This window comes from Paenibacillus sp. S150 (assembly GCF_019352175.1).
In the GTDB taxonomy this organism is placed as follows: Bacteria; Bacillota; Bacilli; order Paenibacillales; family Paenibacillaceae; genus Paenibacillus_AQ.
The window spans coordinates 15,394-28,355 of sequence record NZ_JACBYI010000005.1 but is presented as its reverse complement, the minus strand read 5'-3'; the positions used below and the strand labels follow the sequence as shown (position 1 = coordinate 28,355).

The 12,962-nt window shown below is 54.9% G+C and carries 10 protein-coding genes; 1 reads left to right on the top strand and 9 read right to left on the bottom strand.

Annotated features, from left to right (window positions below):
* Positions 1–17: 17 nt before the first annotated feature.
* From HYD27_RS07260 to HYD27_RS07235, 6 genes are read right to left on the bottom strand one after another with little or no spacing between them, the layout of a single operon-like run.
* Positions 18–1,637 carry a gamma-glutamyltransferase family protein gene (locus tag HYD27_RS07260; protein WP_219213066.1) on the bottom strand — a complete coding sequence of 540 codons (1,620 nt, stop codon included), beginning with the start codon at positions 1,635–1,637 and terminating at the stop codon, positions 18–20.
* A gap of 42 nt (positions 1,638–1,679) precedes the next feature.
* On the bottom strand, positions 1,680–2,453 hold the full coding sequence (locus HYD27_RS07255; RefSeq protein ID WP_219213064.1) for an SDR family NAD(P)-dependent oxidoreductase: 774 nt from the start codon (positions 2,451–2,453) through the stop codon (positions 1,680–1,682).
* Between the two features lie 51 nt (positions 2,454–2,504).
* Positions 2,505–4,007 (bottom strand): FGGY-family carbohydrate kinase, encoded by a 1,503-nt coding sequence (locus HYD27_RS07250; protein ID WP_219213063.1) that lies wholly within the window; start codon positions 4,005–4,007, stop codon positions 2,505–2,507.
* 15 nt (positions 4,008–4,022) lie between these two features.
* Positions 4,023–5,114 carry a Gfo/Idh/MocA family protein gene (locus HYD27_RS07245; RefSeq protein ID WP_219213061.1) on the bottom strand — a complete coding sequence of 364 codons (1,092 nt, stop codon included), beginning with the start codon at positions 5,112–5,114 and terminating at the stop codon, positions 4,023–4,025.
* Positions 5,115–5,162: 48 nt separating this feature from the next.
* Positions 5,163–6,458, bottom strand: a complete 1,296-nt coding sequence (locus tag HYD27_RS07240) for a Rieske 2Fe-2S domain-containing protein (RefSeq protein ID WP_219213058.1) — start codon at positions 6,456–6,458, stop codon at positions 5,163–5,165.
* Positions 6,459–6,492: 34 nt separating this feature from the next.
* Positions 6,493–7,431, bottom strand: coding sequence for an acetamidase/formamidase family protein (locus HYD27_RS07235; protein ID WP_219213056.1), 939 nt, complete (start codon positions 7,429–7,431; stop codon positions 6,493–6,495).
* Positions 7,432–8,269: 838 nt separating this feature from the next.
* On the opposite strand from HYD27_RS07235, the gene HYD27_RS07230 reads away from it, so the two are divergent.
* Positions 8,270–8,440: a hypothetical protein gene (locus HYD27_RS07230; protein ID WP_219213055.1), complete on the top strand. Its 171-nt coding sequence runs from the start codon at positions 8,270–8,272 to the stop codon at positions 8,438–8,440.
* 740 nt (positions 8,441–9,180) lie between these two features.
* On the opposite strand, the gene HYD27_RS31945 is transcribed toward HYD27_RS07230, so the two are convergent.
* The 3 genes from HYD27_RS31945 to HYD27_RS07215 are packed head-to-tail and all read right to left on the bottom strand — an operon-like array spanning position 9,181 to position 12,948.
* Positions 9,181–9,723, bottom strand: coding sequence for a hypothetical protein (locus HYD27_RS31945; RefSeq protein ID WP_219213524.1), 543 nt, complete (start codon positions 9,721–9,723; stop codon positions 9,181–9,183).
* Positions 9,680–10,399, bottom strand: coding sequence for a hypothetical protein (locus HYD27_RS07220; RefSeq protein ID WP_219213053.1), 720 nt, complete (start codon positions 10,397–10,399; stop codon positions 9,680–9,682). Before HYD27_RS07220 ends, HYD27_RS31945 begins: the two co-directional genes overlap by 44 nt.
* Entirely contained in the window at positions 10,312–12,948 is a 2,637-nt protein-coding gene (locus HYD27_RS07215) for a hypothetical protein (RefSeq protein WP_219213051.1), read from the bottom strand. Before HYD27_RS07215 ends, HYD27_RS07220 begins: the two co-directional genes overlap by 88 nt.
* Positions 12,949–12,962: the final 14 nt, after the last annotated feature.

Genomic DNA, 12,962 nt, shown 5'->3' with positions numbered 1-12,962 from the left:
CATTCGCTCGATCCTGCTTACCAGGCGGCGACACAGCCGTCCGTACGGGGGTCGGTTCCGCCGCAGAGGACGCCTGTACCCGGGTCCCGCCAGATAATCTGCCCCCGCCCGAACATGCCGGGATTGCTGCCGATCTCCAGCTCATGCCCCCGCTGTCTAAGCGCTTCTGCCAGATCCTCGGGGAAAGAGGGCTCGATCAGCACCTTCCGGCCGCTCTCCCAGCGCCACCGGGGCATATCCAGCGCCGCCTGCGGGTTCATCCCTTCATCAAGCGTGTTCAGCAGCACCTGCAGATGGCCCTGAGGCTGCATGAAAGCGCCCATGACTCCGAACGGCCCGATAGGCTGGCCATCACGCGACAGGAAGCCCGGAATGATGGTATGATAGGTCCGTTTTCCGGGCTGAAGCGCATTGTGGTGCGCCGGATTAAGCGAGAAGGAATGCCCCCGGTTATGGAGGGCAATTCCCGTTCCCGGTACAACCAGGCCCGATCCAAACTCCATATAATTGCTCTGGATATAGGACACCATATTCCCTTCATCATCCGCCGTGCACAGATACACCGTTCCTCCTGTCGGAATCGGCGGCGTGCCCGGCAGAAGCGCCTCCTCGGCAATCCGTTCCCGCTGCCGGGCGGCGTATTCCTCGGACAGCAGACGCTGAACCGCCCCTGACTCCATGAAGGCCGGGTCTGTGACCTCCCACAGGCCGTCTTCAAACGCCAGCTTGACCGCCTCAATCCGGCGGTGGCAGATCCGCGCGTCATTCATCGTCTCAGGCTCCAGCCCCTTCAGGATGTTGAGTGCCATCAGAGTGACAATTCCCTGTCCATTCGGCGGAATCTCCCAGACATCGTACCCCTTGTAATTGGAGCTGATCGGTTCTACCCATTCCGGACGGTACGCAGCCAGGTCACCAGCCCGCAGATACCCACCATTCGCCCGTGAATAAGCATCAATCTGCTCCGCCAGGCCGCCGCGGTAGAAGGCCTCCGCCCCGCTCTCTGCAATTGCCCGCAGCGTAGAGGCGTGGTCCGGAGACGACCAGATCTCACCCGGACGCGGCGCCCGGCCGTTCACCGTAAAGGTTCCCTGCCACTGCCCGAACAGCTCCGGCTCCATTTCCTTGCGGTGGCGTTCAAACGCCATGCTCCAGAAATAGCTGAGCGTCGGGGATACTGCATAGCCTTCCTCCGCATAACGGATGGCCGGTGCCAGCACTTCCGCGAGTGCGAGCCGCCCGAAACGTTCCGACAAGGCAGCCCAGGCTGAGGGCGCTCCCGGCACAGTAACCGGCGTCCAGCCGTAGACCGGCATCTCGGTCAGGCCGGAGGCCTCCAGCTGCTCAATTGAGATTCCGGCCGGCGCCGGTCCGCTGGCATTCAGCCCGTGAAGGCGGTCCTTCATCCAGACGAGTGCGAAGGCATCGCCTCCGATGCCATTGGAGGTCGGCTCCACGACAGTCAGGCAGGCCGCTGCGGCGATGGCAGCATCGACGGCGTTGCCCCCTTTCTTAAGGATATCCAGACCCGCTTGTGCCGCGGGCTGCTGGGAGGTTGCCACCATTCCCTTCCTGCCGTAAACCGCAGTGCGGCGGGATGGGTAAGGGTACTCCATGGGATTGAATTGCAACTTCATGCGTGTCTCCTCCGATCACGGACATTAGTAGTGCATAACTTGTTACAGCAGATGCGCGCCGCCCGTTACATCCAGCGCTTCGCCGGTGATGAAGCCTGCATGCTCGGTCGCAAGGAACCAGACCGCCTTCGCCACATCCTCAGGCTGTTGAATCCGGCCCATCGGCGTAAGCCGGATATATTCCTCCTGAACCTCCTCCACAGTCATGCCTCTAAGCTCCGCTTCCCAGATCAGCTCCCGCTCCTGCATGCCCGTCTTGACGAAGCCCGGACAGACACAGTTGACAGTTACGCCGAAGGGGGCGAATTCGACCGCTGCGCTTTTGGTGAAGCCGACTACCGCCCATTTGGAAGCAGCGTAATGCGCGAGGAGCGGAGTTGCTCTTTTGCCGGCCATGGAAGCGGTGTTGATAATCTTCCCCTTACCTTTTTCCTTCATATAAGGAAAGGCGGCCTGTGTACACAGGAACACTCCCTTTGTATTGACATTGAAGTTGAAATCCCATTCCTTCTCCGTCAGATCCTCGATCCGGTTCATCGTGGACACACCGGCATTGTTGCACAGAATATCAATAACACCGTAACGGTCAATAATGGACTTGAAGGCCTCCTGCACCTGGCTCTTATTCGTTACATCCACCGATACCGCATGGTGGACCCCAGTGCCGGGCAGCTGTTCGGCAGCCGTCTCCGCAGCCTTCCCATTCAGATCACAAACAACAACCGTCGCCCCATCCTCCGCCAGGCGGGCTGCAATACTTAGACCGATACCGCTGGCTGCGCCGGTAACTACAGCAATTTTGCCTTCCAGTTCCATCCTGCTCTTCTCCCATCTATTCTATTATCCTTGTTATAAGAAGATTGATCTTTATTCAGAATACAACTCGTTGGCCTGGCTGAACATCGGCTTCAGATTCGTATACAGCTCGCGGTAGATCAGGTAAGCCTTGTCATACACCTTCACCTGCTTCGGGTCGGGGATGAAGTCACGATATTCGGTCAGGAAGCTGTTAATCTGCTCCCATTGCTTGTAAAGGCCCGCCGACTTCCCGGCCAGAAAGGCCACACCCAGCGCCGAGCCCGGATGTGCGGGATAAGACCGGATCTCGCTGTTCAGTACGTTCGCTGCAATCTGGCACCAGAACCGGCTCTTGGCTCCGCCGTTGGTGGCCATAATCCGCGCCGGCCTGTAGCCCAGCCCGTCCATAACCTCAATATGGTGGCGGAAGCCGTAGATTACCGATTCCAGAATGGCGCGGAAGACATGGCCGCGGGTATGGCTAAGCGTCAAACCAAACATAACCCCTCTTGCCTCCGGATCGAAGATCGGCGTTTTCTCTCCCAGAAAATAGGGCAGAATAACCAGCCCGTCCGAGCCGGGCCGCAGCTTCTCCGCTTCCTCATCCAGCTCCTTGAACAGCTCCGGAGATTCATTCCGGAGAAATTGATGGGAATACCATTTCACAAGCGAGCCGCTGGACGCCATGCAGCCGTTCAGCAGATAATGGCCCGGAAAGACATGGTAATCAAAAAAGAGCTGCGGGTCCGGCCGGATCTCATCCATGCAATAAAGGATATCACCCGCTCCGCCAAACTTGATCAGCAAATCGCCCGGTGCAACAATGCCCGCCGCCAGCGTGGAAGCTACATGATCCGCACTTCCGGCAATGACCGGAATGCCGGGACGGAGGCCGGTGATGGCAGCTGCCTCATCAGAGACACTCCCAATAATCTCGCCGGACTCACTGACCTTCGGGAAGCAAGCGGCAGCCAATCCAAGCAGAGGAAGCTGCTCCTCCAGCCATTCGCGGGTACGGATATTGAACATGCCGCTCTCCACAGCCCAGTTGATCTCCAGCGAACGGATGCCGGTGAGCTTATAGGCAATGTAGTCATAGGAACCGCATACCGTGGCGATTCTTGCATACACTTCAGGCTCATGCTTCCGCACCCAGAGCAGCCGGGGTAAAATGTGCTGCTGATTCGTGCAGCCGCCAGTCGCCGCATACAGGGCTTTCTGGTCCAGTGCGCTAAGCACCTCTTCAATCTCCTGCACCGCCCGGGCGTCATTCTGCTGGATGCTGTTGCGCAGCGGCTCCCCTTGTTCATCCAGCAGCACAATTGCCGGAACCATGCCGCTGACACCAATGCATTGTATTCCCGCCCCGGCATCCGGAACTGCCTGCAGTACTTCCCGCACAACCTGAAGCGTGTTGCTCCACCAGCGTCCGGCATCCTCTTCCGCCCAGCCCAGCTGCGGTGACAGCAGATCATGTACGGCGCTGGTCTGATAGACAATTCTTTCTTCCGACAGCAGGATCGCCTTCACGGCGGTCGTGCCTATATCAATCCCCAAGGAATACAGACCCATCTTCGGGCACCTCCATTATTGGTCCGCCGCAGTCATTGCTTCGACCCTTGTCTCATCAAGTTTCCCGTCGGGCAGCCCGATCCGCAGCGGCTGCGGCCGGCTGCAGGTGCTCTCGACCTGCACGCCCGTACCCAGCACCAGCGACTCCCCAATGGAGAGCTGCACATCCAGCACATGGCGGGCCACTTCAGGATTTGTGCGGTGCGGTGTACCCATCCTCAGTACATAAGCCATATCCGCCACGCCGATGCCGGAGCACTCTTCACCATAATTGTAGATGGATGGGACCTTCAGCTTGATTTCTTCCTCGCGCTTCATTTGCACCAGCCCGCCGTAGAGCTGCGGATAGGGCATATAGAGGCTCCCCTCTGTGCCATAAATTTCAAAAGCATGGCTGTCCTGAGGCGCATTCAGCACGATATACAGGTTGGCGACAACTCCGCCAGCAAAATGCAAGGTGGCGGTAACATGGGCGTCGGGACTCTTTGGCAGCTCATCCTCCGCAACACGAGCCGGCAGCTGGGCCTCCAGTTCATAACCGCTCCGGTAGGCTGTTACCTGGCGGACAGGACCCAGCAGATGAATCCAGTTCGTCAAGTAGAACGCGGTCTCCGACAAGAACCGGCCCGGATCGGCGAATGAATAACGGTCCATGACCACCACCGCCCTCCCCCCGTAAGGAGAGCCAAGCCAGCCGTCATTCAGCAGCTTGCGGCAGGCCTGGAAGCTTGCGCCCAGCACCGTTTCCGGAGCAGTTCCAAGGATAACCCCTCTGGACTCCGCCAGGGCAATAAGCCCATCCGCTTCCTCCCGGCTCATGGCGAAGCTCCCTGCGGCGAACGCATGCTTGCCCGCTTCAAGAATTCTCCGGGTCATGGCTGCTCCCTCGAAATGCACAACGATCTCAAACTCCCCGTCCGCCAGCACTTCAGCTACCGAGCAAGCCTTCGGAGTGCCTAACGCGGCAGCCCGGCGCCGCGCAGCTTCCGCATTGTCGTCGGCGCAAGCGGCCAGCTGCACAATATCGAACATTCTTTTGCAATTGGAATAATAGTGATCCCCGGACCGGCCGGTGCCGATAATGGCTACTTTCACTGGGTTCGGCAAGTGGTTCAGCTCCTTCCGCAGCCAAGAACACCTCTGTTCAAGGCGCCGTTATACCTTGCTCTTGAAAGAATCGGATTCCTTGTCCGGAAGATACACCGGGTCCACCGGGCAGGCCTCTTCCCACGGAATTTCTTTCGGCGCAATTACACCCTCGCTGAAGATGCGTTCTGTCGGAATGGACGGATCAAGCCCCAGCGGGACTTTCCCTTCGCCCATCTCGCGGAGCGTGCGCTGCAGCATGCGCCGGAGCGCAATAATCGCAATGTCGCTGGTGCCGAGATGTTCCCGGGAACGGTCCACAATCGGCCCCATGCTCTCAGTAACGGCATGGTCCTGATTGCTGATGCCAAGGATGCCCGAGAAGTTGTCGCCCTCCATCAGGGAGCGGTCCTGCTTATAGTTATTGGAGCTGTTATGGATCTTCCGGTGGTTCTCATCCACCCACAAGCCGCGGCGCAGCTTCTGGTTCTCTGCATCCAGCGAGTGGTCGAGCGTGAAGTGGACATCATAGGCCCAGGTGGTGTGGTCATCGATCGGAACATAAGCATGGAACAGATGATCCTCTTCCTTCACACGCGGAGTGAAGCCGAAGAACGGCATCAGAATCGGAGCCTCAAGAATAAAATGATTATCCGCATCCGCCTGGCCGATGAACATATTGCGGAAGCCGTAGGTTGTCAGCTGCACATCCAGCTTCGGATTGACAGAAGTGACAAGCGGGTGGGACGGATTAATCCCCAGCTCTGTGCTTAGCGCGCCTTCCTTCATGTCCTGCTCCTTCAGAGCGAGATGGGCGAAGGCCGCATGCATGTAGTCGATCTCATTTTCCCAGATCTGCAGATAGTTGCACTCCTGGTGCACCTTCTCCACCATGCGCATATCCCCGGGAAGACTGGTCCAGATCAGCTCGGGGAACTTCGGCTGCAGCTCCTTCGGCCCCATGTAGGTCCAGGCGATGCCGCCCGCTTCATGGATAGGGTATGAGGTCTGCTTGATCTTCGACTTGTATTTGCTGTAGCTTGGCTCCGACGGCATGTTCGTGCAGTCTCCTTCGGTATTGAAGGCCCAGCCATGATAAATACAGGTCAAGCCGCAATCATCATTTCGGCCCAGTGTCAATGAAGTCCCGCGGTGGGGACAGAATTCGCTCATCAGTCCGGCTCGGCCGGTCTTATCCCGGAAGGCAACCAGGCGTTCACCCAGCAGCTTCACCTGAAGCGGCGCGCCGCCAGTCTCGATCTCACGCGACAGAAAGGCGGGGAACCAGTATCTTCTGAACAGCTCACCCATCGGCGTTTCCGGTCCCGTCTGCGTCAACAGCTCATTGTCTTTTTTGGATAACATCCCAATCTCTCCTTTGCAAATGGCCCAGGCCTGATTAGTCGGCCAAGATCGAAGTATCGAAGATTCCGTGTACACCCTTGATGCCGTTCACCGCCTGCGTGATATGGAAATCAGCGGCAATGCTGCAGATCCGGTAAGCTTCCTTGCGCGTTAATTCATGCTTCTCCTGCAGGAGGCCAATCATCTGGTTCGCCGCCGCCTGCAGGGCCGCCGCCAGATCCTCATCGAAGCCCATGCTGATCAGCTTGCCGTGCTTCTGTGCATAGGGCCAGCGCTGTTCTGTCCCTTTGAGCAGCCCGAAGCGGAAGCGGCCTTCCAGCGAGACCTCGATTGCCGTTACATCAATCTCCCCGTCGCCTTGGGCCCCGTGTCCGTCACCGGCATAGAAGAGTCCGCCGGTACGCATGACCGGCAGATACAGCACCGAGCCGGCCGTCAGCTCGCGGTTATCCATGTTGCCTCCGTAGCGTCCGGGAGTTACACTCGTAATCCGCTCCCAATGATCCGGAGGAGCAACCCCCATAATTCCGAAGAACGGCTTCAGCGGAAATTTGGCCGGGCCCCAGACGCCGAGCTTCCGCTCTGCATCGATCTTGATTATGGCGGTGTCCGGGTCGTCCATCTCATTGTAGAAAATACCGGACATCGGCCCCATATAATTGAAGCCATACAGAGCATCCACCCTGACATCTTCAATATGCACGGCAAGCGTATCGCCCGGCTCTGCACCCTCTACATGTATCGGACCGGTCAGGATATGCACCCCGGGCCCGCGGTCCCGGGTCCGCTCGTGAATCTCGCGCAGGCTGTCCGGAATCCATTCGGAAGGCACAGAATCCTGCGGTGAGCCCGATACAGATTTGAGAATTACGGAATCCCCGGGCTTCACCCTGAGCACCGCTTGCTGAGGACCGCCGATGTAACCCCACAGGACCGTCCCGGAAGAAGGAGATAAAGTGTGTATTTCCGGCATAATCATCACCTCGTCTAATAGTAAAAGATACGTGTTAGATATAATTACATATACATGACTTTAATCTGTCGGTTGTATTGATTTGAGTATAATTGAACGATCAATTTTGGTCAACAAAAATCATAATTATTAATAAAAGAAAATTTATTGATCAATTAATGATCAAAAATATTGAATAACGATTTTAAAAAAACGGCATTCTCTCACACCTGCCTCCTCATAGCCCCTTTACTTTCCCTGCCGTAATCGGAAGTTCAGATTACTGACTCCATGACTCTACCGATCAGCCTTTTCCGCTTCTGCACAGAAATAATTATGTCAGAAAACATGCCGCGAGAAATATAATATACGCTGTAAAAAGCAGGGGATAGGCATATATTCCATGAAATCGGCTGCATCCATGCAAATGGAAGGATGCGTATCAAGCGAGCAATAGAAGGATAATGTATTGTGCAAGCAAATGAAGCTTATAACCCTTGATCTCGCCATCCACCCGACTTCCCCGCAGATCAAAGGTATCTCTACCCTTGCTTCCACCTTCCTGCCGGCTTCGAACAACAGGGGATGTCCCATGAGCCATGAAATGGCTGCTTGGGACATCCCCTGTTTCTGGAGTCAGATAGACTTCTGAATCCATACGGACGATCCGCTAACGGAGCGTTGTGCCAATCACTGTTACATCAGATTTTTTAATCTCTGAAGTTAGCTTGAACAGCAAACACAAAATTTATTGAATGAGCAGCCTTAAAACAAGGAGATTGTATCTCATGAAAAAACTTGTGTACGACGAAGCCTTCAAGTGTCAGTGTGTACAGCATTCAAGGAGAGCAGCCATACGTTGTCGGAATTCGCCCAGGAGCTAAAGCTCAATGACAATACCCTCTATAATTGGCTCAAGAAGTTTGGAGCAGATCCGGAAACCGTTACAGCACAGGTGTTTAAGTCAGACGAGCATCAGAGTCGGGAAATCACCTGCGTCTGGACGGCGGAAGGCTGGCTATATACATAGTTCTCTACAGTAGAATCAAAATTTTCCACAGTTTTCTATACATTCAATTTCATAGTAGTCCTTTAGACTTGCATTTGTTCTCAGACTACTTTTTCATATTCCTTGACTGCCATCGAAATTGTTCCATCGCTCCTTATCTGCAAGAGTTTGAATATACAAAAATCATATACTGCTAGCTCTATATAGATTGAACTTGTAATTTTTCTATTTAGGATTGGTCGTGACTCCAGAGAATGCTTGGACTTCCCGCCGCTGCCCGTCTGCAGATTTCTTGATGTATACCACTGTTCGCGGTGGAAATCCGCAGACAAAGGCAGACGCTCCGCTCCTGCAGTCTCCAAATTCCCTTCCGCTTTTTTGCCAGCCGTAATTAGTGGTAAAAAGGAACACTAAGGTAGCGCATTCGGATCCTGGATCATCCCTAGTGGGAAAAAATACAACTAATTCGCCTGAAATCACCTTGTATGGGGGAGAAAGCCTCCAATAAGTATACAAAATCCCACTAAAGCCCCTTAAAGCCAGAATTCCAGTTCATTAGTGTTACTTTTTACACTTCGCTTTAGTTCCATATGAACCTCTTTGCCGTTCCATCACTTGTTCAGGTTCTCCGGTTCAATTCATATAGCTTTTAATTCAATTCATTATCAGAAACATGTGAGCCATGTCTTGTATATGCATGACCATAAGCGGGTCTGCTATTAGATCTGTCCCATCTCCAATTTAAATATAAATCAGGAGGGTTAATCCCACCGTTTATGACTATATCCTTTAAATAAGTTTATACGTTTTTTTCTGAATAAATTAGGATACATATTTTCATTCATTTTTACAACATCTTGCAGGCTTCTTCTTATCTCCGGTGTATAGAGTCCATCCTTTTGATAAATTTTACGTACATCCCATATATCACGGGCTAAAGCATCCCTTGGAGATAAATTTAAATAATCTTGGAGACCTTGTCCGGTTAATCCATAAGTTTCAGTTTGACGGTGTCTGCCCCCAGAGCTTGCTCCTGCCACCGCGAGGTTGACTCCTGACTTCAAAAGCTGCTTGCCGAACGCTAACAGGCGGGTGTGAATGCCTCCCTTAATTGTGCCGAGGAAATCACCGGCGGCTTCTTTTTTGGCAGCGCCTGATTTTCCGCCGTCTTTTTGCTCTTCTTTTTGGCCTGGGCTGTCTTTGCTGCCTCCGCTTGAAGTCCCGGACAGCCCGGACAGATTGGCCAGCAGCTTCGTGCCGTTACTGAAGACATTGTCGGCCTGTTGCTTCAGCAGCATCGACAAGGCTGGCCGCTCCTTCCGTTGCCTCGTCGATCATTCCGCCGACCTTTTCCACAGGCTCCTGTAAGGGCTGCAGCAGGCCCTGGACCGGACTGGAGTCTGCGATTTGGTTAATCAGCTTGTCTGCAAAGGGGATATGCTGGCGGATCAGTTTAACCAGCGATTGGCCTGCCACGGCTTCAATCCCTTTGAATACGGCTTTAATCAGCGCTGACGGCGGATTGGAGACGATAAAATTCAGCACCATTTCCACGCTTTTGTTGGCCAGGACCGTCATGAGCTGAGCCGGTTTCCCGAGCAGCTGCACCTTTGCTTTAATCCCGCCGGCGGCTTCGGTTACCTTTTCTCTAATCCCCTTAAAAAAGCCTCCAGCCGCTTCCTTAAGCTTGCCTGCCCCCTCACCCAGCGCCTCAGCAGGATTCTTCACGACCTCCAGCGCCTGAACAGCACCGGCATAAATCATGCTGAACGGGTTGAACCACGACTTGTCCGAAATGTTGATAACCGGCAAAGCCTTGTTGATGGCCCCTGCAACCTTGCCGGCTGTCTTTTGCAGAATCTCGAACACACCCTGAAGGAGCTGCAGCACCTTCAACAGCCCTTGTTCCCGGCCTCCGCTCTTCGGTGCCTTGCCGGTATCTTTGTCCTTCTCCTTGTCGTCCGCCTGGCCCGTCTGCATTTGAAATCGCCATTCAGGAATTTCCCGATTCCCGAGAATATGCCGTTATACAGCGACTGGACACCGGCAAACAGCTTATCCACCGTTTTCCCCATGAAATCCAGGGCGGCGCTGACCCCCTTCTTCAGAAGGCCTGCAGCAGCATTGACGGCCTGAACCGCCTTGTTCACCGCACGGTCAATCCGTCCGTTGATCTTCTTGGCAATGCCCGGAAAACGGGCGAATATTTTATTGGCTAAGCCCTTCAGCACATTCCCGAAGCCTTTAATGGCGCTGACAATCAGCTTCCGGCCTGCTTCTATCAGCCCCACTACGGCTTGCTTGGCTTTATCAAAAATGGTTTTGACTGCCTTGCGCAGCTGGGTGAAGAGGAAATTCATGCCTTTTTGGATGGCCTCTCCGATCTGCCTGCCTTTTTCTTTAATCCATTCCCAGGGGTTTTTAGCTTTTTTCTTTGTTTGCTCCCCTTCGCTCTCACCTTCCTTTTGCTTCTCCTCTGCCTGGGTCTCCGTGCTCTTATATTCCTGCCGGGATTCGGTTTCGGCTTCGGACAGCTTTTTCTTGACCTCGCCTTCCTTCTCTTCCTTGATCCCGGTAATTTCCTTGTTCTTCTCTGCTGCAGCTGTACCCGCATCACGGTCAAACTCCCCGCTGGTGGCCTTGATCTCTTCCCGCCATTGGCTCCGGTACCCCGACACCTCTGCCTTGGCTGCAGTCTGTTCGCTTCGCTGCTTCTCTGAAGCTTCTGTTTTCAGCCGTTCCACCTCGGCCTTTGTATCACTTTTGGCAGATGTGAGTCCGCTGTCAAAAGGTTCCTTCCCTATCTGGTACTCCGCCTGGCTATTCTCCATGTAGGCCTGAAGCGGGCCCTCCAGATGAGGATTGAGGTATCCGGCAACATCGGGCGGAATCACACCGGCGGATTTCAGCTGAAAAGCAGGCGGGGCCACGGAACGGATAGCATGCCCGGATTTGAGAATGGCCGCGTCCGGCTTGGGCAGAATCCGGTCCTCACCGAAATCCTGACGGGTCTGCTCCAGTTCGGAATCCTGTGCAGTTTGCATATGCTGCGCGGCCTCTGCCTGAAAGCTCTCCACCCGGGAAGGGTCCGCTTCGCCCGTCAGACCAATTTCCGGCGGATTTGCTGCATACCGGCTTGCTTCCTCCATAATTTGGTCCGGATTTGCCTCCTCCGCCCCCTCCGGAAAGCTGGTTATTCCTGCCGTGGTATCCCCGCCTTGTTTCCCGCTCTGAAAAGCGGGCAGCCCGGAAGCGGACGCCGGATCGGCCGTTGCCCGCTTCGAAGGCTCTGCTGCTTCAGTATCCTTGCCGGGCGCGATTCCGGTTGGTGCCGGTATTGCAGGCAGCGCCTTCTCGGCCTGCTGCCTTTGCTGCTCCAGCGCTCGCCCCGAGACATTCACTGCTTGAGTGTAGGCCTCAACAATTTCTGACGGGGCAATGCTGCCGAGCTGCCGGATTATACTGCCCGGATTATCGCCTGTAATATTTACAACTGGAGCTTTTGCAGCTGCCTTTTTGGCTTGCAGCGGCTGGCCAGCGGACAGCGGGCCTGAAGCAGCAGACTTAGGCCCAGACGGGGCCGCTTTGGCTGCGGGCTTCCCTTCCGGCTTAGCTTCCGGTTGGCCTTCCGGCTTCGCACCTGATCTAGCCTCCGCCTTCGCTTTTGCTTTGCCCTTTGGCTGCGCACCCGGCTTAGCTTCCGCCCTCATTTCTGCTTTGTCTTCTGGCTGCACATCCGGCTTAGCTGCCTCCCTCCCTTCAGCTTTGCTTTCTGACATCGCATCTGACTTGGCTCCCGCCTGAACCCCAGCTTTGCCTTCCCGCTCCGCGTCTGACTTGGCTTCCGCCTGAGCTTCTGCTTTCCCCATTACCTTGGCACCTGCGTTGGCCTCTGCTTTTCTTTCCCGCTTGGCTTCTGCTTTGACCATAGCAGGCTTGCCCTCTGGCTTCCGTTCCCACCCGGCTCCAGGTTTAGACGTTTTTCTGGTGGCCTGAATTACCCGAACTGCAGCCGGTTCATCGGTGATCGGCAATAGCTTGCCTTCAGTATCCTTTTTGAATCCAGCTGCATTTCTGTTGCCTTGTTCAGCTTTGGGGCTGATCTTCTCAGCCCTTTCCGGTGTCGCAGCTTGTGTTGAAATAGGACCGGGCGGTACCTCTGACTGAAGCGTTGACGGGGAATCTTGCGGTATTGATGAGCCTGGTGAAGCGACAGATGAGTTCTGAGAATCTTGCGTGGGTGTATCCGAGGTTTTATCCGTTGGCTCTGCCTTTTCTTGGTTTCGCTTGCCTTGGTCAAGCAGCATAAAAGCACTCCGGATACCAATGGCACCCGTGAGCATAGCAAACTCACCGGATGTCACCGTTTCCGGAGCTGTTAAGAGGCGGCCGGTTAGCCTTTTTAGCTCAAGCGGTGTTCGCAGCAGCGGCTTCATTGCCGCTTTATCTGTGAGCGGGCCTTGTGCAGAACTCTTTTTCGTCCCGGCCTGCTGCTCTGCCGGCTTGTGTACAGCGGTCTTGCTTGGCATAGAGGGTCACTCCC